At 46.5% G+C, this 22,411-nt stretch carries 25 protein-coding genes; 22 read left to right on the top strand and 3 right to left on the bottom strand.

Annotated elements, in window-relative coordinates:
* Window positions 1–14: 14 nt before the first annotated feature.
* On the bottom strand, window positions 15–1,286 hold the full coding sequence (locus tag ACOJUR_RS00365) for an MFS transporter (protein ID WP_072874429.1): 1,272 nt from the start codon (window positions 1,284–1,286) through the stop codon (window positions 15–17).
* On the bottom strand, window positions 1,283–2,479 hold the full coding sequence (locus ACOJUR_RS00360; RefSeq protein ID WP_420948964.1) for an MGDG synthase family glycosyltransferase: 1,197 nt from the start codon (window positions 2,477–2,479) through the stop codon (window positions 1,283–1,285). Before ACOJUR_RS00360 ends, ACOJUR_RS00365 begins: the two co-directional genes overlap by 4 nt.
* A gap of 253 nt (window positions 2,480–2,732) precedes the next feature.
* On the opposite strand from ACOJUR_RS00360, the gene upp reads away from it, so the two are divergent.
* The 13 genes from upp (at window position 2,733) to atpC (ending at window position 13,626) form a co-directional block, all read left to right on the top strand.
* The gene (upp, locus tag ACOJUR_RS00355) at window positions 2,733–3,344 is read left to right on the top strand and encodes a uracil phosphoribosyltransferase (RefSeq protein WP_420950470.1); all 612 of its coding nucleotides are present in this window, start codon (window positions 2,733–2,735) and stop codon (window positions 3,342–3,344) included.
* 23 nt (window positions 3,345–3,367) lie between these two features.
* The gene (gene wecB / locus ACOJUR_RS00350; RefSeq protein WP_072874432.1) at window positions 3,368–4,528 is read left to right on the top strand and encodes a non-hydrolyzing UDP-N-acetylglucosamine 2-epimerase; all 1,161 of its coding nucleotides are present in this window, start codon (window positions 3,368–3,370) and stop codon (window positions 4,526–4,528) included.
* Window positions 4,529–4,685: 157 nt separating this feature from the next.
* The gene (locus ACOJUR_RS00345) at window positions 4,686–5,870 is read left to right on the top strand and encodes an acetyl-CoA C-acetyltransferase (RefSeq protein WP_420948963.1); all 1,185 of its coding nucleotides are present in this window, start codon (window positions 4,686–4,688) and stop codon (window positions 5,868–5,870) included.
* 376 nt (window positions 5,871–6,246) lie between these two features.
* Complete coding sequence (locus tag ACOJUR_RS00340) at window positions 6,247–6,450, top strand: hypothetical protein (protein WP_238413575.1); 204 nt, start codon at window positions 6,247–6,249, stop codon at window positions 6,448–6,450.
* Entirely contained in the window at window positions 6,447–6,851 is a 405-nt protein-coding gene (locus ACOJUR_RS00335; protein ID WP_238413574.1) for a hypothetical protein, read from the top strand. Before ACOJUR_RS00340 ends, ACOJUR_RS00335 begins: the two co-directional genes overlap by 4 nt.
* Window positions 6,852–6,855: 4 nt before the next feature.
* Window positions 6,856–7,617, top strand: coding sequence for a F0F1 ATP synthase subunit A (atpB, locus tag ACOJUR_RS00330; protein WP_072874483.1), 762 nt, complete (start codon window positions 6,856–6,858; stop codon window positions 7,615–7,617).
* Window positions 7,618–7,750: 133 nt separating this feature from the next.
* Complete coding sequence (gene atpE, locus ACOJUR_RS00325) at window positions 7,751–7,987, top strand: ATP synthase F0 subunit C (RefSeq protein ID WP_072874435.1); 237 nt, start codon at window positions 7,751–7,753, stop codon at window positions 7,985–7,987.
* 105 nt (window positions 7,988–8,092) lie between these two features.
* Window positions 8,093–8,578 carry a F0F1 ATP synthase subunit B gene (gene atpF / locus ACOJUR_RS00320; protein WP_072874436.1) on the top strand — a complete coding sequence of 162 codons (486 nt, stop codon included), beginning with the start codon at window positions 8,093–8,095 and terminating at the stop codon, window positions 8,576–8,578.
* Window positions 8,572–9,120, top strand: coding sequence for an ATP synthase F1 subunit delta (gene atpH, locus ACOJUR_RS00315; protein WP_072874437.1), 549 nt, complete (start codon window positions 8,572–8,574; stop codon window positions 9,118–9,120). The genes atpF and atpH overlap by 7 nt, the downstream gene beginning before the upstream one ends.
* Window positions 9,121–9,154: 34 nt before the next feature.
* Entirely contained in the window at window positions 9,155–10,663 is a 1,509-nt protein-coding gene (gene atpA / locus ACOJUR_RS00310) for a F0F1 ATP synthase subunit alpha (protein ID WP_072874438.1), read from the top strand.
* Between the two features lie 42 nt (window positions 10,664–10,705).
* Window positions 10,706–11,590, top strand: coding sequence for an ATP synthase F1 subunit gamma (gene atpG, locus ACOJUR_RS00305; protein WP_420948962.1), 885 nt, complete (start codon window positions 10,706–10,708; stop codon window positions 11,588–11,590).
* 108 nt (window positions 11,591–11,698) lie between these two features.
* Entirely contained in the window at window positions 11,699–13,105 is a 1,407-nt protein-coding gene (atpD, locus tag ACOJUR_RS00300; protein ID WP_072874440.1) for a F0F1 ATP synthase subunit beta, read from the top strand.
* 92 nt (window positions 13,106–13,197) lie between these two features.
* A complete protein-coding gene (gene atpC / locus ACOJUR_RS00295; RefSeq protein ID WP_238413767.1) occupies window positions 13,198–13,626 on the top strand; it encodes an ATP synthase F1 subunit epsilon in 429 nt (142 codons plus the stop codon).
* A 67-nt stretch (window positions 13,627–13,693) separates the two neighbouring features.
* Here atpC and ACOJUR_RS00290 read toward each other — a convergent pair whose 3' ends face one another.
* Window positions 13,694–15,157, bottom strand: a complete 1,464-nt coding sequence (locus tag ACOJUR_RS00290) for a class I SAM-dependent methyltransferase (protein WP_420948961.1) — start codon at window positions 15,155–15,157, stop codon at window positions 13,694–13,696.
* Window positions 15,158–15,491: 334 nt separating this feature from the next.
* On the opposite strand from ACOJUR_RS00290, the gene ACOJUR_RS00285 reads away from it, so the two are divergent.
* The 9 genes from ACOJUR_RS00285 (at window position 15,492) to nuoL (ending at window position 22,410) form a co-directional block, all read left to right on the top strand.
* Entirely contained in the window at window positions 15,492–15,860 is a 369-nt protein-coding gene (locus tag ACOJUR_RS00285) for an NADH-quinone oxidoreductase subunit A (RefSeq protein WP_072874443.1), read from the top strand.
* On the top strand, window positions 15,851–16,393 hold the full coding sequence (locus ACOJUR_RS00280) for a NuoB/complex I 20 kDa subunit family protein (protein WP_238413573.1): 543 nt from the start codon (window positions 15,851–15,853) through the stop codon (window positions 16,391–16,393). Before ACOJUR_RS00285 ends, ACOJUR_RS00280 begins: the two co-directional genes overlap by 10 nt.
* On the top strand, window positions 16,390–16,944 hold the full coding sequence (locus ACOJUR_RS00275; RefSeq protein WP_203114815.1) for an NADH-quinone oxidoreductase subunit C: 555 nt from the start codon (window positions 16,390–16,392) through the stop codon (window positions 16,942–16,944). Before ACOJUR_RS00280 ends, ACOJUR_RS00275 begins: the two co-directional genes overlap by 4 nt.
* Window positions 16,928–18,061, top strand: a complete 1,134-nt coding sequence (locus ACOJUR_RS00270; RefSeq protein ID WP_420948960.1) for an NADH-quinone oxidoreductase subunit D — start codon at window positions 16,928–16,930, stop codon at window positions 18,059–18,061. Before ACOJUR_RS00275 ends, ACOJUR_RS00270 begins: the two co-directional genes overlap by 17 nt.
* Window positions 18,062–18,117: 56 nt before the next feature.
* Window positions 18,118–19,065: an NADH-quinone oxidoreductase subunit NuoH gene (nuoH, locus tag ACOJUR_RS00265; RefSeq protein ID WP_203115641.1), complete on the top strand. Its 948-nt coding sequence runs from the start codon at window positions 18,118–18,120 to the stop codon at window positions 19,063–19,065.
* An 81-nt stretch (window positions 19,066–19,146) separates the two neighbouring features.
* Window positions 19,147–19,605 (top strand): NuoI/complex I 23 kDa subunit family protein, encoded by a 459-nt coding sequence (locus ACOJUR_RS00260; RefSeq protein ID WP_072874445.1) that lies wholly within the window; start codon window positions 19,147–19,149, stop codon window positions 19,603–19,605.
* A complete protein-coding gene (locus tag ACOJUR_RS00255; protein WP_420948959.1) occupies window positions 19,605–20,135 on the top strand; it encodes an NADH-quinone oxidoreductase subunit J in 531 nt (176 codons plus the stop codon). The genes ACOJUR_RS00260 and ACOJUR_RS00255 overlap by 1 nt, the downstream gene beginning before the upstream one ends.
* Before the next feature lie 5 nt (window positions 20,136–20,140).
* Window positions 20,141–20,452, top strand: coding sequence for an NADH-quinone oxidoreductase subunit NuoK (nuoK, locus tag ACOJUR_RS00250; RefSeq protein ID WP_129583598.1), 312 nt, complete (start codon window positions 20,141–20,143; stop codon window positions 20,450–20,452).
* Window positions 20,453–20,511: 59 nt separating this feature from the next.
* Window positions 20,512–22,410: an NADH-quinone oxidoreductase subunit L gene (nuoL, locus tag ACOJUR_RS00245; protein WP_306953293.1), complete on the top strand. Its 1,899-nt coding sequence runs from the start codon at window positions 20,512–20,514 to the stop codon at window positions 22,408–22,410.
* Window position 22,411 lies beyond the last annotated feature (1 nt).

The following is a 22,411-nucleotide window of genomic DNA, read 5'->3' as shown; positions in this document are numbered from 1 at the left end:
GAAAGACATAGATTCTAAAAGGTACTGCGTTGGCGGTGGCGAATGGATTCTCTGCCACCGTCTTTTTTCTGTAAAGGTACAAAGATGTAGAGTAAACAAATTAAAAGAATAACACTCCCAGCCACCCAAAAGGGGGCTTCTGGAGAGAGAGTTTGCCAAACCAATCCACCCACATAAGGACCGACGGCCGATCCGATTCCTTCTACAGTCATAAAAATTCCCCAGAGCGTAGCCTTCTTATCGGGATCGATATGCGTATCCACAGTTTTATTCCAGCTTGGCAGAACAAATCCATAGGCGATGCCAATAAAGGCGACGACTAGATATGTGGCCAGACGCGAATGGTAAAACGAGAAAACAATCAGAGCAAAAGCAGCCGTTCCAAAGCCGAAAATGAGAAAGTATCGCGCCCCGAAACGATCGACCAATTTACCTGCAGGAATGAGTGTCAGTGCTGTCAAGGCGCCGCCTGAGACAAGAATTCCTGTATAGTAGATGGGTGACAAGTGCAGTTCTAGCTTTGCGTACAAAGAGAGAATCGGTACCAGAGATGTAATGGCAAAGGTCTGGGCAAACATTCCCGGGAATAAATAAGAAGCCTCGCGTACATTGGTCAAAATGCTTTGAATGCGGTTTTGCCAGCTGTATTTGTTGGATATGCGCACTGAGTCATGTGCACGGTATTGTCGATTATGAACAAAGAGTAGAACCACCAACAAGCCTAGACCATCTGCCAAGCCAAGAGCAAGAAACGCAGCTGGATAAGATCGAGCAATCAACAAATTGGCCAGCACTGGACCAAGCCCGGTGCCGCATAACCAAAATAAGTATAAATAACCAACATAAGAGGCACGCTCTTGAGGCTCAATACGATGAGCGATGGCTGACATGGCAGCAGGCCACATGGGCGAAACACCAAAGCCAAAGAGCATAGCGGCCAGCAACAGCATAGCGCCCGTTCTGGCTTGAAACATGAAAATAACAGCACAAAGTGCAGCCACAAAGCCTGCCATGAGCGGGTAGCGAGGCCCAATGCGATCGATCATCCAACCGAAAGGTGTACGGAACAACGTATCCATCAGGTAGTGCAGTGAAATAGCGAGTGCTGTGATTTCCACAGGCAAGCCGAGGACGCCGCTGCCATAGGTTGGCAGGACGGAAAAAGTCAATGCGCCTCGCACCAACTCTGAGAGTGAGAGGGCAGAAAAAATGCTGACGAGCGCCAGCGGAAAATCACGAGGAATAATGTTCAGCCAGCGCCTTTGCGATTTTTCCTGTGTACTCACCGGACAACACCTGTTGAATTGGCAGACATAGTTGCAAATTTCGGTGTGGGATAGACGATTCGACCGTTGGCCAAAGCCATTAAACGTTGGGCAATCACCTCTGCAGCGTTAACGTGTCGGATAGCCAAAGCTCGTTGACGCATTTTGCGAATTTCCTCTGGATTGTCAATCAGCAATCGAAGCGAGATGTCTACAATTTCCTGTTGGTTACGAGCTAAACAGGCTGTGCCAGCCTTGGTAAGATAGTGGCAGTTCTGAATTTCCTGGCCAGGGATAGGTCGATAAATAATCAACGGCAGGCCCAGAGCCATGGATTCACTGACGGTCAAACCGCCAGCTTTGGTCAGCATCAGGTCGGAAGCAGCCATCAGGCGATAGACATCACGCACAAATCCGAATATCTTGACACCCGCTTCAGCTAGTTCTGGCATACCGCAAAGCTGCTGGTACAGGCGTTCGTTCTTTCCAGCAACGACAATTAACTGTAATTGATTGCTGTACTTGGCAAGCTGCAAAGCTACTTGACCGAGATCGCCCAGAACTCCATAAGCGCCGCCCATCAAGAGCAATATCGGTTTCTCTTCAGACAGTTCAAGTTCTCGACGCAGTTCAGCTTTATTCCATGGGCGACAAAAAGCTTCACGCACAGGAATGCCTGTTACTTCAACGCGATCGGGCGAAGTGCCCCGTTCCATTAAACCTTCGCGGACGTAGTCGGATGGCGCGAAATATAAGTCAGTCTGCGGGTGAATCCACTGGCTGTGAATAGCATGGTCAGTAATCAGTGTCGTCAGCGGAATGTTGGTACGGCCTTGCTGTTTCAGCATAGAAACCACGCCTGCTGGTGTGGGAAAAGTGGCTAGAACAATATTGGGTCGAAAATTGTGAAGTGTAGCAGCCAGTGTTTCGATGCCCAAGGAATTCAATTGCCGCTGAATGAGTGATTGTGGAGTCAACTGGCTGGTACTCTGATAGAACCATTTATAAAGAGTGGGTGCATATTTGACACTTTGCAGGTAAAAGTATTTGGCCATGGCGTCCAATCTTGGATGGACATCATGCAAATAATCGAGAATTTGTACATCCGCTTCTGGACAGAGTGTTGTAACGGCCGCCTCAACGGCGCGCGCGGCTTGCTGATGGCCTTCTCCGTATGCAGCGGAAAGGATAAGGAGTCGCGACAATCGCGCCATGGAATCGCACCTCTCGCGAATAGTTTCATCTCCCAGTGGAGGGAGGAAGATGCTACCTCCATTTTCGACATTCTGGGCAACCTGTAAACCTTTCTCCAAAAAATAATCGGCTGATCATATCTTTTCTTCGACCGTTGAGGAGATTCTGCTATAATGGGCGGGACAATAAGACAGTTTCAACAAATGAGCGGATGGGTTGGTGCAAAACGCTTGCCATAGAAAGAGGGTAGAGTTGGTGGGAACAATCCATGTCATGGAGCATCCGTTAATCGAACATAAACTGACGCTCATGCGTGATAAACGTACAGGCACAAAAGAATTTCGTGCGCTTCTTCAGGAAGTGGCTATGTTGATGGCCTACGAATTGACACGTTCTTTGCCATTGGCGGAGGTTACCATAGAAACCCCGGTAACGAATGCCCAATTCCGGGTGATTGCCGGCAAGACACTGGCGCTTGTGCCAGTTTTACGGGCAGGGCTCGGTATGTTGGATGGCATCTTGAACCTTATCCCAGCTGCCAAGGTAGGTCATGTTGGGCTGTATCGCGATCACAATACACTTCAGCCTGTTGAATATTACTGCAAACTCCCCAGTAACTTGCAGGAGCGCGACGTGATTGTGGTGGATCCTATGCTTGCTACGGGAGGGTCCGCATCTGCTGCGCTAACGGTCGTCAAACGACATGGTGCTGTACATCCTAAATTAATGGTATTGGTAGCTGTACCGGAGGGCATAAAAAAAATCCAAACAGACCATCCGGACGTAGACATATATACGGCAGCTATTGACGAAGGTTTGAATGAGAAAGGTTATATTGTTCCTGGGCTTGGCGATGCAGGAGATCGTCTGTACGGCACATTTTGATGAACAGCGAGAGGAGTGGAAGAGTGGAGAAAATACGTGTCATGACGGTCTTTGGGACGCGGCCGGAAGCTGTCAAGATGGCTCCGCTCGTCAAGGCGTTGGAGTCAGAGCCACTGGTGGAGAGCATCGTATGCGTGACCGCTCAGCATCGCGAAATGCTCGATCAAGTTTTGAATGTGTTTGCGGTTGAGCCTGATGACGATCTGGATATTATGGAACCTCAGCAGACACTGGGTACGATTACACGCAAGGCGTTGGAAGGTATTGAACAAGTCATTGCCAAGCGGCGTCCGCACATTGTTCTTGTGCATGGAGACACCACAACCACGTTTGCTGCTGCTCTGGCTGCTTTCTATCAACAGGTAGCCATTGGTCATGTGGAAGCGGGCTTGCGTACATACGACAAATACAGTCCCTTTCCAGAGGAAATGAATCGTCAACTGGCCGATGTGCTCAGCGACCTTTTCTTTGCGCCAACCGATTTGGCGGCTGAACAGTTGCGGCGAGAAGGGAAGCCTGATGAGGCTATTTATGTGACTGGCAATACAGCCATTGATGCAATGAAGACAACCGTCTATTCAACCTATCGTCACCCGATTCTCGAACAATTACCTCCCCATAGTCAATTGGTTTATATGACATCGCATCGTAGAGAGAATCTGGGTGAACCGTTGCGTAACATTTGTTCGGCAGTGCTTCGTTTAGTGGAGTCCCACACCGATGTTCAACTGATTTATCCGGTGCATCTCAACCCCAGTGTACGGGATACGGTATTTACCATGTTGGGCGGTCATCCACGTATCCATTTAATTGATCCGCTCGGCATTGTGGATAATCACAACTTTATGGCGAGAGCCAAATTGATTCTGACAGATTCAGGCGGGATTCAGGAAGAGGCGCCGTCGCTGGGCATTCCTGTTCTCGTTCTGCGTGATACAACAGAACGTCCGGAAGGCATTGAAGCAGGCACGTTAAAGCTTGTGGGGACGAATGAAAAGGAAATCTATGAAACTGCCAGTCGTTTGTTGACGGATCAAGAATTTTACAAGGATATGGCTGGGCGCAAAAACCCATATGGTGATGGAAAAGCGTCAGAGCGAATCGTCGAAGCGATTTTGCATTACTTTGGGCATCGTGATCGACCTAAGGCATTTGTCTATAATGAAAATCATGAACAGGCATAGGGCGGATGTATTTCCGCCTTTTATTCAACAAATTTCGCTGAGTGAGAAGTGAAGAATGGATGGAAACTTGCTTTCCTATTCATGTGGATGCGCTTACAATAATAGATGAAAGAGAATAGGTATTTGAGTTTGGTTTGGAAGAAGGGATGGAATCCAAATGGGTCGTGAAGTAGTTTTGTCAGGAGCCGTGCGAACTCCGATTGGTAATTTTATGGGGGCTTTGGCGCCGCTTTCTGCGGTCGATCTCGGTGCTTTAGTGTTGCGAGAGACTGTTCGACTTACGGGGTTGCCTCTGGATGCAGTTGAAGAGGTGTTGATGGGCAATGTTTTGCAGGCGGGATTGGGACAAAATCCGGCTCGGCAAGCTTCGATTCGCTCGGGCCTTGGCGATAGTATACCAGCCATGACCATCAACAAAGTATGTGGGAGTGGATTGCAAGCGGTGATGTTAGCCGCGCAAGCCATTCGGGCTGAAGATGCGGATGTGCTTCTGGCTGGCGGGATGGAGAGCATGTCCAATGCTCCATATTTGCTCGAAGGTGTACGTAAAGGCTATCGAATGGGTGATAGTAACGTAGTCGACAGCATGATTCGAGATGGGCTTTGGTGCGCGTTTTGTGATGTTCATATGGGGATCACGGCGGAAAATATCGCTTCTCGCTATGGCCTTACGCGTGAAGAACAGGATGCGTTTGCCGTCCAGAGCCAGCAGCGTGCAGCTGCAGCTTTGGCAGCCGGGCGATTTGCGGATGAGATAGTAGAGGTGGCTGTGCCGCAAAAACGAGGAATGACGCTTACTGTATCGGAAGATGAATTTATTCGCCCGGATACAACGATTGAGGGATTGGCTAAATTGCGTCCGGCTTTTCGTAAAGAAGGTACGGTTACTGCTGGGAATGCAAGCGGTATCAATGATGGAGCGGCAGCTTTAGTTGTCTCTAGTGAGAGTGCTGCCAAGCTGCATGGATTAGAGCCCATGGCTCGAGTTGTCAGCTACGCGTCAGCAGGCGTGCAGCCAGAAGTGATGGGTCTTGGACCGATTGAAGCTACGCAAAGAGCACTTCGTAAAGCGGGCTTGTCCATAGATGAAATCGATCTCATTGAAGCGAATGAAGCATTTGCTGCCCAATCTCTTGCTGTAGCAAGAGACTTACAGTTTCCCATGGATAGGGTGAATGTGAACGGTGGTGCAATTGCCCTGGGACATCCGATTGGCGCAAGTGGAGCGAGAATTCTTGTTACACTGTTGCATGAGCTGAAACGTCGGCAAGCTCGCTATGGTTTGGCAACACTTTGTATTGGTGGCGGACAGGGAGTCGCTATGGTGGTTGAGCGACTATAAGTGAGTAAATCAAAGAAAAGTCGGATTTTTTGTGAACAAAACGCTATTTTTGGCTGAAAACGCCGGAATTTCGGGTTTTTGCGTTGACACTTGTTTTTTTTCTAGTGTACTATAGGCGAGGGTTCGGGCATCCCACCATAGAGAAAGGGAAAAATACGCAAGCGTAAGGTATTTTATCCCGTATTCGAGGTTACATCAGCTCCCTAATGGGCAGGATGGGAAAAGTATCACTATCTTCCTGGCCCGGACTAAACCGCGCTAGACTGCGATTCTTATCAGTTTCGCCTCTCTTTTCATATCTACGTGGGTGGTGTACAAATTCGAAAACGACCGGCGTTCTAATCGGCGGCGAGAAAAGTCAAGACGAGAGCCTAGCATGTGGAAAACGTTTGCAGTTTATTCCGGTGCTACCATGCAACTCGCGGTGAGCGTCATCGTTTTTGGTTACTTGGGCCATCGCCTGGCAGTTGAAATTCATCAGATGTGGTTGACGTTTGGCGGCGTGCTGCTTGGAGTGGCGGTTGGCGTTTCGGGACTGGCGTTCCTCATCAAAAAGTTGTTAGGGGATGAGTCGCCGTGAAGCGGGATGGATTGCAAGCGCGACTGAAGGCTATACAATGGACGGGTGTGGCGATTTTTGTCGTAACAGCGCTATTGTGGTTGGTCATTGCGCACTGGCGTGTCTGGATAAACGGCTTGTTGCTCGGAGAATTAGGAGGAGCAGTCGTTGTGCTATCCATGATACGCGGGGGGCAACCGGATGGTCGTTCGTCGGGTGCACCGCTTTTTTTGTCCGGTATGCTAGGCATGGTGATTCGCTTTGCCGCGCTTGTAGTGGTTATGGTGATAGCAGCTAAATGGCGCCATATCTTCAACCCCTACATGGCGTTGGTGGGATTTTTATTCGGATTCGTGCTCATCTTTGCAGGTCTCTACGGGTATGCCAAGAACCAAGATACCACTTCCAGTGAAAGCAGGTGATGAGGTGCCAGCTTTTCCGACGCTCTTTCGACACACGTTTCCAATCAATTTGACAACCATCGCCATGATTTTTCTGACAGGGCTAATTGTCATCATTGTGATGCGTGTTGGCTTGCGCCGGTTGGATATGCGAAATCCTCGCGGACTTCAAAATATGTTGGAATGGGCAGCTGAGTTTGCTGCCAATATGGCGCGTGATACGATGCCGACGGAACAAGCGGTGCGGTTTATTTTACCGCTTGCCTTTACCATGTTGTTCTTCTTATTTGTTGCAAACTGGCTCGGCCTGATTGCGATTGTTGCTGTGCATATTCACCATCCGATTCAGCATTGGGGTATAACGCCGCAGGATTTTGCTCAATCGAAGGGCATTGTAGAACTGTTTGATTCGCCAACAGCCAATATGAGTATGACGCTTGGTCTGGCAGTCATGGTTTGGCTTTTAGCACATGCGCGTGGTCTCAGGCATCCCAAACAATGGCTCATTCATTTTTACAAGCCATCTCCTTTGGCGATTATAGAAGAAATTACAAATCCGCTTACGCACGGCATGCGTCTTTATGGCAATATTTTTGCTGGAGAGGCATTGTTGAATGTGTTGGTTTCGGCGCCGAGACTCTTTGGCTGGGTACCTCTAACGTTGCCGTTAACCATTGTGTGGCTTTTGTATTCAGCGTTTGTTAGCACCATACAGGCATATGTCTTTTCTATTCTGATGTGTCTGTATGTTGGAAATAAATCATTTGAAGGTCATCAGCATCATTAAATCATTATTCAACAGCATCTTTGTACATGCTTCATTGAGTGAAAAACAGGAATCATCAATTACTTATTTCCGCAAAAGAACAGTCTTCTTCTATAGATTGTTTAAAGGACGCGGAGCGAGGAGGAACAAACGAATGGTAAAGGCGATTTTTGATATTGCGGTAGCATTGTTGCTGGGTTTGGCAGCCGTAGGTTCCGGTGTGGGCGACGGTCTGGTTATGAGCAAATATGTAGAAGGTGTATCGAGACAGCCAGAAGCGCGTGGAACAATTTTTGCCAGCGCATTGCTTGGTGTTGCCCTTGTTGAAGCTTTCCCGGTTATTGCGTTGGCTTTCGGTATCATCATGCTTTTCACTCAAGGCGCTCTGTAATCCTTGTGCGGCACAGTGTTCTTTGTGCCCGGTAAAAGATTTTCAAGGCGGCGGCGCAGAGCTTGCCGCCTGGCTGAAGGTCTCACCCAGAAGGGAGTGACGTAAGTGTTTGAATTAGGAACGTTTATAGTTTCCATCATTTCATTTTTAATCGTATTCTGGATTATTTCCAAAGTAGGCTTTAAACCTTTAGCAAATGTGATGGAACAGCGTCGTGTCTATGTAACCTCACAATTGGAAGATGCAGAGAAAAATCGTCATGAAGCAGAACGACTGCTGGAAGAGCAAAGAAAATTACTGGAGCAAACACGCCAAGAAGCTAAAAATATTCTTGATGCTGCTCGGCAGAGAGCGGATGAACAAGCTCGGCAGATGCTCAAAGAAGCTCAGGAAGAAGCTGCTCGCATTCTCGCTGAAGGCAGAGAGTTAATTGAACGCGAACGGGCAGAAGCGATGAATCAGGCGATGCAACGTATGACGGAACTATCAGTTCAGCTTACCAGCAAGTTGCTGCATAGTTACGCCAATGAGCAGGTTCATGCTGAAATGATCAAAGAGGCAGAACAGAAACTAGGTGAGCTCGTATGCTGAACACATCAATTGCCAGACGATACGCGCGAGCTCTTTTTAACCTGGCAATGAAACAACAGCAAGTACAAGCTGTACAAACAAGTTTGCAACAAGTTTCCCAGTTGCTACAAGATTTTAAAGACGCAAGGATACTGATTGAACATCCTTTGCTTTCTCCCGAACAAAAGAAAGCCTTTCTGAAATCCGTATTTGCAACAAATGTGGACGAACTGACCTATCGAGCTCTCTTCGTTCTCTTTGAACATAAACGTTCAGAATACGTTGATTTGTTCTATCAGGAATTTAAAAAAATGGCAGATGAGGCGCAAAATATTGTCGAGATTGAAATTCAGACAGCGCGTCCATTGAAAGAAGAAGAAAAAACCGAGATCGAACAAAAATTAGCTGTTTTGTTGGGAAAATCCGTACGTTCAACAATCTCAGTAATTCCAGATTTACTGGGTGGCTATCGCGCGCGCCTAGGCAATCGTCTTTTAGATGCTACTGTGACAGGGGCTCTTCAACAATTTGCCGCGCAAGCACAGGTGTTACAAAGGGCGTAACGAATTTCAGAGGTCTCGTGAAGGAGTGACCAAATTGAGCATTCGACCTGACGAAATTAGTCGGCTGATACAAAAACAAATTGAAGAATTTCAGTCGGACGTCAAGGTTTATGATACGGGCGTCGTATTGACGGTTGGTGACGGTATTGCCCGCCTTTATGGGTTGGACAACGTTATGGCTGGGGAATTGGTGGAATTTCAGAATGGCACTTACGGCATGGCATTTAACCTTGAAGAAGACAATGTGGGTATTATTGTTTTAGGGTCAGTTGATGGCATTAAAGAAGGCGACGAAGTCCGTAGAACAGGACGGATTGCACAAGTTCCAGTCGGTCCAGAGTTGCTTGGCAGGGTCGTCAATCCTTTAGGACAGCCTTTGGATAACCGCGGTCCAATTGAAGCCAAGCAATTTCGTAATATTGAGTCGCGTGCTCCAGGGGTTATAGATCGTAAATCAGTCCATGAACCGTTGCAGACGGGTATCAAGGCCATTGACGCAATGATACCTATTGGACGTGGTCAGCGCGAGTTGATTATTGGCGATAGACAAACGGGTAAAACGGCAATTGCACTTGATACCATCATTAATCAGAAAGACACAGGTGTGAAATGTATATATGTAGCCATTGGACAGAAACAGTCCACAGTTGCGCAAGTTGTAGAAACGTTGCGTCGACATGGAGCTATGGATTACACCATTGTGGTGGCAGCTAATGCGTCCGATCCCGCTCCGCTCTTGTTTATGGCTCCATATGCTGGTTGCGCCATGGGTGAGTACTTTATGTACAATGGCGAACACGCATTGATTATTTATGATGATCTGACGAAACAGGCAGCAGCCTATCGTGAAATGTCTTTGCTTTTGCGCCGTCCGCCTGGTCGTGAAGCCTACCCTGGTGACGTGTTTTATTTACATTCAAGATTATTGGAACGCGCCGCTAAGTTGAGTGACGAGAAAGGCGCTGGTTCACTGACCGCTCTACCGTTTATTGAAACGCAGGCGGGCGATATTTCAGCCTATATTCCTACGAATGTCATCTCCATTACGGATGGTCAAATATTTTTGGAATCTGATTTGTTCTTCGCAGGACAACGGCCAGCGGTGAATGTGGGAACCTCCGTATCACGTGTCGGCAGTTCAGCCCAAACCAAGGCGATGAAAAAAGTAGCAGGTACGTTGCGTTTGGATTTAGCACAATACCGAGAATTGCAGGCATTTACGCAATTTGGTTCAGATTTGGATAAAGCGACGCTCTCGCGATTGGTTCGTGGTGCCCGTACAACTGAAATTCTTAAACAAGCTCAATATCATCCGCTTTCATTTGAAAAGCAGGTTGTTTCCATTTGGTCTGCGGTCAATGGGTATTTGGATGAAATTGATGTGCAGGCCGTGGGTAAGTTTGAGCAAGAGTGGCTGTCCTTCGTTTCGTCTCAATATCCGCAAATCTACAGCTCAATAGTAGAAACGAAAGATTTGACAGAGGAAACAGTAAACTTGCTGAAAGAAGCGATTCAAAAGTTTAAAGCGACATTTGTTGCTTGATTATCCTGAAGGTGCATCGCTGGATAAAGGTGGTGATTTCGGTTGGCGGAAAATCCAAGAGAGATACGTCGGCGCATCAAAAGCGTGCGAAGTACCGCACAGATAACAAAAGCCTTGGAGATGGTAGCTGCTGCAAAGTTGCGGCGCGTTCAAAGCGCAGTTGCTAATGCGCGTCCATATTTGGCAAAAATGCAAGATATGTTGGAGGGCGTGGCAGCATCAGCAAGATTTGTAAAACATCCATTGCTGGTTTCTCGACCGGTCAAACGAACAGGATATCTTGTCATCACGTCAGACACAGGACGTGCAGGTCCGTATAATGCGCAAATTTTCCGACGTGCTCTGCAGGAGTTTGGACATCGGGATAAATCGACATACAGCATCTTTGCAGTTGGACGAAAGGGCAGAGATTTCTTTCGGAAAACGGGATATCCAATAGATGGCGAAATTACGGGATTGCCGGATTCCCCGGAATATCGTTCGATAGCCAGCTTGGCAGAAAAAGTAGTCCATGCTTACGCTGAAGGCAGATTTGATGAACTTTACTTTATTTATAACGAATTCATCAATCCTGTAACTCAACGACCTATTGTGAAAAAAGTTTTACCGCTAACAAATTTGCACGCGATTCAGGAAACATCACCGGGCAAAATGCAAACACAAAAGAAACCGCAGTATTTATTTGAGCCGGACGAACAGGAAGTATTGTCCAAATTGCTTCCACGTTATGCGGAAACGCTTGTTTATCAGGCGGTTCTTGATGCGAAAGCCTCAGAACATGCCGCCCGTATGGCTGCTATGAAAAATGCGACTGATAACGCGAAAGAAATGATCGAACAATTGACGCTCAGTCTAAATCGTGCTCGTCAGGCTGCGATTACTACCCAGATTGTCGAAGTGGTCAGCGGAGCGCAAGCACTTGAATAGTTCGTCTTGCAAAGTTGTGATAGGTTGGGTGAACTGAAAGGTTCCTCAATGAAGTCGGGTCCCGTCTTCAATGACATATTTAGACCCGCATAGCGAGGAGGGAATGACGTGAATAAAGGACAGGTTGTGCAGGTGCTTGGTCCTGTTGTCGATGTTAGATTTCCAGAAGGACAACTGCCAGCACTGAACAACGCTTTGCGCATAGAAACACAAGGGGAATATCCTATCCATCTAACACTTGAAGTAGCCCTTCACTTAGGCGATAACGTCGTACGTACAGTGGCTATGTCATCCACAGATGGTCTTGTGCGAGGTACAGAAGTAGAAGATACAGGTCGCGCCATTGCGGTTCCTGTAGGAAAAGCTACACTGGGAAGAATTTTCAACGTCTTGGGTGAGGCAATTGACGAAGCAGGCCCCGTAGAGATGAGCGAGACATGGCCGATTCATCGCAATGCGCCTTCCTTTAGTGAATTGAGTACACGTACAGAAATTTTTGAAACAGGTATTAAAGTTGTAGATTTGCTTGCCCCATACATCAAGGGTGGAAAAGTTGGACTCTTTGGCGGTGCCGGTGTTGGTAAAACCGTTTTGATTCAAGAGCTAATTCACAATATTGCTAAAGAGCACGGTGGCTATTCCGTGTTTGCAGGTGTCGGAGAGCGTACACGTGAAGGTAATGATTTGTATCATGAAATGAAAGACTCTGGAGTTATTGATAAAACTAGCATGGTTTTTGGTCAGATGAATGAACCACCAGGTGCTCGCTTGCGGGTAGCATTGGCAGGACTGACCATTGCGGAATATTTCCGCGATGTAGAGGAAAGAGACATTCTCTTCTTTGTGGATAATATTTTCCGTTTCACACAAGCAGGATCTGAAGTATCAGCATTACTTGGACGTATGCCTTCTGCAGTAGGTTACCAGCCAACTCTTGCAACAGAAATGGGACAATTGCAGGAGCGTATTGCTTCTACAGTAAAAGGTTCCATCACGTCAATTCAAGCCGTATATGTACCTGCTGACGACTACACCGATCCGGCGCCAGCTAATACATTTGCCCATCTTGACGCAACAACAAATCTAGATCGAAAAATTTCAGATATGGGTCTTTATCCTGCGGTCGATCCGCTTGCCTCAACATCCCGTGCTTTGACACCAGATATCGTGGGTGAAGAGCATTATCGAGTAGCTCGCGGCGTACAGCAAGTGTTGCAGAGATACAGAGAATTGCAGGACATCATCGCCATCCTTGGAATGGATGAGTTGACAGATGAAGACAAGCTGACCGTGGCCCGTGCGCGCAAGATTCAAAACTTCCTGTCGCAACCATTCTTTGTCGGTGAAGTATTCACGGGTATTCCTGGTAAATATGTGCCTGTGAAGGAGACGGTACGCTCCTTCGGTGAAATTCTCGATGGTAAGCATGATGATATTCCTGAGACTTATTTCCGGTATTGCGGCGTGATCGAAGAAGTTCGCGAAAAAGCGCGTAAAGACGGTGCAGTAGACTAAAATCGGCTAGCCGTAATTCGCGAAACGAGGGGTCTATTTCTCAGTGTTGACGATATAGATCCGCGGTGCGAGGAGGACTGACATTGAGTACGGTGCCGTTACAAATTATTACACCGGACAGGGTTCTTCTGGAACGGGAAGTTTCCATGGTTACAGTAAAAGGCGGTTATGGGGAATTGGGTATATTGCCTCGACATACCCCTTTAGCCACCACCGTCAAACCTTGTTTGGTGAAAATCAAATTAGAAAACGGCGAGGCTAAAATACCTGTCACAGGTGGTTTTTTGGAGGTATTGCCCAACGCTGTGACCATATTGGCTGACGCTGCTGAACTTCCTCATGAAATTGATCCAGATAGAGCTGAGGCATCCAAACAACGTGCATTGGCAAAATTGGCATCAAATCTTGAGACGGAAGAAGAGCGTAAACATGTTGAAGCAGCTCTGCTAAGAGCAGAGTTGCGCTTGGAAGCACTGGATTGGGCGCAAAAACACGGCAATCTTCTGCAAACAGAGAACTGAAATTACACTCGCATAGAAAGAAAAGCGGCTTGCCGGTGAAGGACTATTCTTCACCGGCAAGCCGCTTTTATTCCACTTTTTTGGCTAAGACAAATTGTACAGGATAGTCAACGGTTAATTCTTCTTTCGAATATTTCTCCAAAATTTCTTGCCCTCTGTCAATGAGGTGGTCAAATAGTTTTTGCCTTTCACCCCAGGGTAGCTGTAACATTCGATTAGCATATAAGTCGACAGATTGTATGAGAAACCGGACAACATATTCCGGGTGAGCATACACCGTAGGAGCCATTTGGATAAAGCTCTGCAGGTCAGAGAATCCGACTTGCAAAGCGTTGGGGATCTCCTTTTCTAAAGGCATTGAAGAACTATTCAACGTAGTGCCCGGCAATTTGAAAATCGGCTCAAACCATTCTGTAAAGAAAGGCAGGTCAACTTGGTGATGAATGGGATGGGCACTCGCAAATAGCCCACCCTTTTTAAGAACACGCCGCAACTCGCGAATAGCTTTGTTCCAATTTGTCAAATGAAGACTAGCAAAACCAATCACGAGATCGAACGTATTGTCTGCGTAAGGGAGATGTTCGGCAATTCCGTGAACAAATTGTACCCACGGTTTATGAGCGGTTTTTACTTTGTAATTCGCTTGTGCCAGCAGTCCTGGAGCGGGATCGATACCAAGAACTAATCCTTTCGGGCCTACTGTGTCTGCCAGCCCTGACTCCAAAGTAAAGGAACCACTGCCACAGCCAAACTCCAGTACCTTCATGCCTGGCTCGGGTATGGCCAAATCCAATAATTGTTTACGAATTTTCTTGCCCATTGGGAAAATGACATCAAAAATATTATCGTAATCATTTAATTCACTAAACGACGAAATTCTGAGTAAATTGCTTCGCAAGCTCAAAAAACCAACTTCATCAAGAAAATGTTGAATTTCAAAAAATCTCTGTTTACCCAAATCGGTCAATCGAATATAACGAGTGTTGTTTTTAATAAAAACTTCCACTACACCGAGAACATGCATAAACATTAATTCGTCACGTAAAGTGTAAGTAATCCAAGGACGGTGTAATTTTCCAAAAACAAAGTCAAGCTCTCGCATTTCGCCGTAATAATTGAGTGCTACATAGTTTTCGTAGGCAGTCACATAAGCGTAAGTAGAGACAAATTTATCAAATCCGTGCTGTTCAATAAAAGTAGTCAATGACCAAATCGCTTGTTTCGCAGCATCTTGATGAATAATCGTTGATTTTCCTTGATTGTAGGAATAGTAATACGCTGTGGAGATAGCCGTTTCGTAAAAAGCGTTTTCTGGTAGGCGCGGCGAAACTGGCAGAGTACCAAATACATTGATATCGTAGGATTCGTTCCAATGAAGTAGAGAAAATTCATGAGCTTCATCACGCATGGTTTCGTAAACATCGCTTTCAAAATCAACACCATAGCGTATATAGGCCAGCCAGGGACTGATGACAATGGGCGAGTCGCAAAGTGCGACAATTACATCGCGCAAGTCTTGCAGTGAATACACTTAAAATCCTCCTAGCTGAATGGTCAGCATCTGAAATTCAATCCGTCATGAGTAGATTCAAACAGCGCTGAGAGACAAAAAACAAATTAAGTTCTATATGTGCATACTCTAAAGGATAGTACAATGCAAAACAAGTAACACTATGAATTTATTGGAAGATCATCAGAGTGTTGCGATTAGAGCAAAAATTTTGTGATATTCATGTTATAATTGTGAGCAAATCAGATGTATTCAAGATTTTTGCAGGAGCAACATGGCATGATTATTTACATGATTCACGCAAGGATGGTTGGCTTTCTCAAAGAAAATGAATTCCATAAAGAGGAGGATTGGTGTGGCATCCATTTGGAACTCTGATTTATATTTTGTTATTTTTTTGCTTTTGGGAATCCTCTTGCCAGTTTCATCGCTTTGGGTACTGGGTCCACGCCTGCGGCCACATAAGCCGTCCCAAGCCAAACAAAGCAGTTATGAAAGTGGGGTGGAACCGTTTGGCGATGCGCATGTACGATACCATGCGCGTTACTACCTGTTTGCGCTTTTGTTTGTCGTATTTGATGTCGAGACCGTCTTTTTTTATCCCTGGGCAGTTGCCAGTCATCAGCTGGGTGTTTTTGGACTGATAGAAGCTGTTCTTTTTATTCTCTTCCTGGCTGTTGGTCTCATCTACGCTTGGCGAAAGAAGGTGCTGGAATGGAATTGAATCCACGCATGCAACCGCGTCGTGTTGAATTTGAAGGGTTTTCAGCAGAGGAAAATGCAGAACTCAACCGTGGCGGGATTCTGATAGGCGCTTTGGAGGAAATGAAGGCGTGGGCGCGCAGCAACTCTCTTTGGCCTATGACGTTTGGTTTAGCTTGCTGCGCCATTGAAATGATGGGGGCAGGCGCATCTCATTACGATCTCGATCGTTTTGGTATCATATTTCGAGCCTCGCCCCGTCAGTCGGATGTCATGATAGTGGCAGGTACGGTTACGAAAAAAATGGCGCCGCTGTTGCGCCGGCTTTACGATCAGATGCCAGAACCAAAATGGGTTGTTGCAATGGGTTCTTGTGCGACAGCAGGCGGTCCCTATGTGAAAAGTTACAGTGTGGTCAAAGGTGTCGATCAGGTTGTCCCCGTAGATATTTATATTCCAGGCTGTCCGCCTTCACCGCCCGCTCTCATCTATGGTTTGAATTTACTGCAAAAGAAAATTCGTCGCGATGCTAGAAGGAGTGTGGCGCGCGCGTGAGCGAGTCTAAGCCAGAAAACCAATTGGATAAAAAAGAATCGGCTTCAAAATCTCACGAGGCTGAGGTGGAAGCCAATCCGTTGGCAGATGATTTAGCAGGAGAGTTGGTTCGTCGCTTTGGCGAATCATGTGTCATAAAGTCAGGAATGGCACGGGGAGTGCCAAGCATACAGGTGGATGCTCAACAGTTTGTAACAGTCCACGCCTATCTCAAACAACATCCAGATTGGCAGTTAAACTATCAAAGCTGTTATACAGGTGTAGATTACGGAGAAGAGTTGGAAGTGGTCAGTTACGTGCGTTCTTCATCCCTGCTGCATATGGTTTGCCTTAAAACTCGTGTCTCTAAAGAAAGTCCTCGTTTACCAACATTGACCACCGTACATCCGGGAGCGAATTGGGAAGAACGAGAAATGTTCGATTTATTAGGAATTGAATTTGCAGGTCATCCAGATTTACGCCGCATTATGCTCTGGGAAGGGTACGCAGGTCATCCATTACGTAAAGATTTCGTAGAGCCGCAGGAGGAATCCTATGGTCCATCGACTTGAATCGGCCTTGCAAGCAGGCGAACGCATGGAAGAAATGCTGTTGAACGTAGGTCCGCAACATCCGAGTACGCATGGAGTGTTGCGAATGCTGGTTCGAGCGCGCGGCGAAACCATTGTGGACGCTGAACCGGTGATTGGTTATTTACATCGGGGCACGGAAAAATTAGCAGAAAATTTGCAGTATACACAAATTATTCCCTATACAGACAGACTTGATTATTTGGCTTCTATGCTCAACAATTACGCGTTTTGCCATACCGTAGAAACGGCGTTGGGACTGGAAGTTCCCGAAAGAGCAGAATACTTGCGCGTCATTGTCATGGAACTGCAACGTGTAGCTTCTCATTTGCTTTTTGTAGGTGCCTATTTGCTCGATCTCGGTGCACTTTCTCCCTTTCTTTACGTTTTTCAAGAGCGTGAACGGATCGTGCAGTTATTCAATCGTATTTGCGGTGCTCGTCTCACCTACAATTATATGCGAATTGGCGGTGTCAAGGCCGATGCTCCATCAGGTTGGTTGGAAGATGTCCGAGATTTTTTGCCCTTCATGCGCGAACGAATTGAAATGTACGACCGCCTGATTACTGGCAATGAGATTTTTCTCAATCGTGTACGAGGGATAGGAGTCTTTGATACCAAGACAGCACTTGAGTATGGAATCAGTGGCATCAATCTGCGTTCAACAGGGTTTCGTTGGGATTTGCGCAAGCAACAACCTTATAGCCTTTACGACAGATTTGATTTTCAAATTCCTGTTGGCCAGCATGGCGATTGTTTTGATCGCTATTACTTGCATTTGTTAGAAATGCGTGAATCGTTGCGTATTGTTGAGCAAGCTTTAGAACAAATGCCCAAAGACGGCCCGGTTATTGGTAAGGTTCCTAAAATGATTCGTGTTCCTGCTGGAGAGTATTACACCAGTATTGAAGGGGCGCGTGGCGAAATTGGTTTCTATATTGTGGCGGATGGCAAAGACAAGCCATATCGAATGAAAATCCGCAAGCCTTCCTTTGTGAATTTACAACTTATTCCAGAATTATTGCGCGGACAAAGTCTCTCCAATCTAATAGCGATTCTTGGTGCGGTTGATATCGTGCTTGGGGAGGTGGATGCGTGAGTCAGAATTTCTGGATATGGCAAAACAGTCCACTCAACGGGCAACATCTTTTAACTATGGTTATCGGTGCTGTGATTACACTGATGTTAACGCTAGGTGTAGTAACGTACACCATTTATGCCGAGCGTAAGGTATTAGGCTGGATGCAGGGACGAATAGGTCCCAATCGGGTAGGGCCACTTGGTTTACTTCAATCCATTGCAGATATTTTAAAACTTTTGGTGAAAGAGGACATAGTTCCAGAAAAGGCCGATAGAGCTCTGTTTTTGCTTGCTCCCATCATAGCCTTCGTTCCATCTTTTATGACCCTTGCGGTCATTCCATTTAGTATGCAACATGTTTTTACTGCCGATTTTGGGGCCGGATTATTGTACTACTTAGCGCTTTCCGCGTTGACCATTCATGGTGTCATGCTGGCTGGCTGGGCCTCTAACAACAAATATGCGCTACTCGGCGGTATGCGTAGCGCTGCTCAAATGCTCTCTTACGAAGTGCCGCTTGGTCTGTCGCTTGTCGGAGTAGCCCTTATGGGACATTCGCTGAACTTGAATTCCATCGTTATAGAACAATCGCATACGATTTGGAATATCATTCCTCAAATAGTGGGATTCCTAGTCTTCTTGATTGCCGCCACCGCTGAACTGAACCGTACACCTTTCGATTTGCCAGAAGCGGAATCAGAATTAGTGGCTGGATATCATGTAGAGTACTCCGGATTTCGCTTTGCATTCTTTATGTTAACGGAATATGTCTACGTGTTTGCCATGGGATGTCTGGCCGCCACGGTCTATCTAGGAGGATGGTCTGGACCCTGGTTGCCAGGTTGGCTGTGGTTTGCCATCAAAGTCACAGCGTTTATCTTCTTTCAATTTTGGCTGAGGGCCACTATGCCGCGTATTCGTGTGGATGGGCTGATGAGCTTTAGCTGGAAGTTTCTTCTTCCTGTGGCGATGCTTAATTTAGTAGGCACAGCCGTGATTCAAACCTTAGTTTCTTTGCGCTGATGATACATTTGGGTAGAAATCATCAGACAGCACAGTTTCCAACGAGATCGGACGGAATCCAACTAAAGGAGAGGAAGCGTCTTGTTAGGATTCGTCAAAGGTTTAGGTGTGACGCTTGGTCAATTGCCGAAAAAGAAAGTCACGCTGGAATATCCAGACGTTCAGCCTGAGTGGCCAGATCGTTTTCGAGGAGTACATCGATTTATTCCTGATCTTTGTATTGTCTGCAATCAATGTGCAAGAATCTGTCCCACAGATTGTATCACTCTTAGCGGATCGCGCGATGAAAACAGGAAGATGCACATTGAGACGTTCGACATTAACTTTGAAATTTGCATTCTATGTGATTTGTGTGTGGAAGTTTGTCCTACGGATGCGATTCTCATGTCGGATACTTTTGAATTGGCAGTAGAGTCGCGCAATCATTTGAAGCTTGACATGCAATGGTTGGTGGAGAGTGAAGAAGAATACGAAGAAAAATATCCTGATCGCGCTCCTAAGTTAGAGGCTGTTGATGTTGCAGAAAAGGGTGAGGGTTGATGGTTCATTTTTTTTCGCACGGAGATAGCCTGGCCTTCTATGTATTGGCACTTATCATTTTGCTTTCCGCAATGCTTTTCCTGCAATTTCGTAAAGTTATCTATATGGCTCTGGCTATGGGCGCTATCTTTGTGGGGTGTGCCGCGCTTTTCCTACTTCTTGGTGCAGTTTTTGTAGGTATAGCTCAAGTCATGATTTATGCTGGAGCCATTACGATTCTTATGATGTTTGCCATCATGTTGACCAATCATGAGGCTACTGAATCGGTATCAGCATTTGGCATTCGCAAAGGGCTAGCCGCGCTAGGATCTTTTCTCTTGGCAGTGATTTTGCTGTTCACCATTCGCGCTACGCACTGGCGTCAGTCGCTCGTAGTCAATACGGATACGCAGCACAATGTAGACAAAATAGGAATTATGCTTTTTCGACAATATACAATTCCTTTTGAACTTGTCTCTTTGTTGCTCTTGGCGGCGCTTGTAGGAGCGGTATGGATTGCAAGGCAGACAAAGGAGGAGAAGCAAGATTGACAACCGTGCATATTCCCTTGCCGTCCGTTTTGGCGCTTGCAGCCATTCTCTTTTGCATTGGACTTTATGGTGCCCTTAGCAAACGTAGTCTCATTATTGTGTTGGTTTCGTTGGAACTGATGCTAAGCAGTGTCAACATCAATCTCGTGGCATTTTCTCAACTTGGCGCTTTTCCAAATTTGCGCGGACAAGTGTTCTCTTTGTTTACCATTACGGTAGCGGCGGCAGAAATTGCTGTAGGATTCGCCATCGTGCTTGCATTTTTTCGTTTTCGCAAATCAGCAGACGCGGATGATGCAAACTCGCAAAAGCGTTGACGGCATGTACGCCGGATTTTCATTCTGATATATCAAGCGGATAGGAAGAAGGTGTTTAAATGATAGAACTAGCCCTCATCCTTTGTTTGCTGCCTTTAGTAGCTGCTGTATTCTCTTTTGTCCTGCGCAAGTCATCTGCGTGGTTGCATGCACTTGTGGCAACGTTAGCGATGCTGATTTCTGCGCTGCTTGCACTGATTGTTTTTTTTCATCCATACCATCGTCATGCTATGGAAGCTAGCATTCATTGGCTGGCGCTGAATCACGATTTTATGCTGACAGTCGGTGTGCGTCTCAATGCGCTCAACAATCTGATGCTTGTGATTGTTACACTGGTTTCACTCAACGTAATGCTTTTCTCTTACGGCTATTTAAAAACTGATGAACGAATCGGTATATATTACGCTTATCTCAATTTTTTTGCTTTTTCCATGCTGGCATTGGTCATGTCGGCAAATTTATTGCAACTATATATTTTTTGGGAAATGGTAGGTCTCTGTTCATACTTGTTGGTCGGTTTTTGGTTCTTTAAGAATGAAGCGGCACGTGCAGCCCGTAAATCGTTTGTTGTCACTCGCTTAGGAGATGCAGGTATGCTTGGTGGCATCCTTTTGCTGGCATTGGCTGCCCACTCCTTTAACGATTCAACGCAAGCCCTGCTCGCTGCCAGCGGCAATCTTCACCTTTCCTGGCTTAGCCAACCGCACCTCTTGACGTTGGCAATGTTGCTCATTTTTCTTGGCTGCGTCGGTAAATCAGCACAATTTCCGTTACACGTTTGGTTACCTGACGCCATGGAAGGTCCCACTCCAGTTTCGGCATTGATCCATGCTGCAACAATGGTGGCGGCTGGCGTCTATTTAGTAGCCCGGTTATATCCACTCTTTCAACTTGCTCCCGGTGTATTGGAAACTATAGCTTATATCGGCGCTGGCACAGCTTTACTTGCAGCTTGCATTGCCTTGTCGCAGCGGGATATCAAGCGAGTGATAGCCTATTCCACCATCTCTCAGCTAGGTTACATGATGGCTGCTTTAGGTATTGGCGCCTATGCGGATGGAGTTTTTCATTTATTGACCCACGCATTTTTTAAAGCGTTACTGTTTCTTGCGGCAGGGAGTGTCATACATGCTCTAGCAGGTACGCAGGACTTGTTCCAAATGGGCGGCTTGAGGAAAAAAATGCCCATCACTTTCTACACTTTTTTAGCCGGCGCTCTCGCTTTATCCGGTGTTGTACCGTTTGCTGGCTTTTGGTCAAAAGATGCAATTCTCAGCGCTGCGCTAGCCTCTCGTCACTACATAGTTTATGCGCTTTTGTTAATAGCCGCTTTTTGTACGGCAGTCTATATTTTTCGCCTGATTTTCCTGGCGTTTGCAGGTCAATCCAGACAGCCAGCCTTGACAGAGCATGCGCATGAAGGCGGTTGGGAAATGAAAGCTCCATTGCTTTTTCTGGCTATTTTTGCAACCTTTGCTGGTTTTCTCAATACGCCGCTCAATGATGATGCGCTAACCCGCTATTTAGAACCGGGTATGCCGATGTCTGAATACCAGAATTGGCCCATCTTGTCCATGTTGATCAGCACTCTTGTAGCTTTACTGGGCATTGCCGTAGCGTATCTCGCTTTTCAACGCTGGCAAGCTCAAGGTTCACCTGTACCGCCTGAAAGAGGACGTCCTTGGTGGATTCAAATATCCTATCGCAAATTTTATTTAGACGAAATTTACTATCATACCATTCAACGAGCCGGAAGATTTCTTTCCATGCTGATTGATTTGTTCGATCGCTATTTTCTCCAAGGTCTGGTTCGATTGATAGCGTTACTCTTCTACGGTATTGGCAATGCATTGCGAATGACGCAAGATGGATTGTTGCAATCGTATGGGACAATTGCGCTGGCTGCTCTAGTGGTTTGGTTTGCTATTGCGGTCTTTCGTGCTGGAGGTGTGTTTTAGT

Source organism: Alicyclobacillus tolerans (assembly GCF_048984885.1).
Taxonomy (GTDB): domain Bacteria; phylum Bacillota; class Bacilli; order Alicyclobacillales; family Alicyclobacillaceae; genus Alicyclobacillus_I; species Alicyclobacillus_I tolerans.
This window is presented reverse-complemented; position numbering and strand designations above follow the sequence as displayed.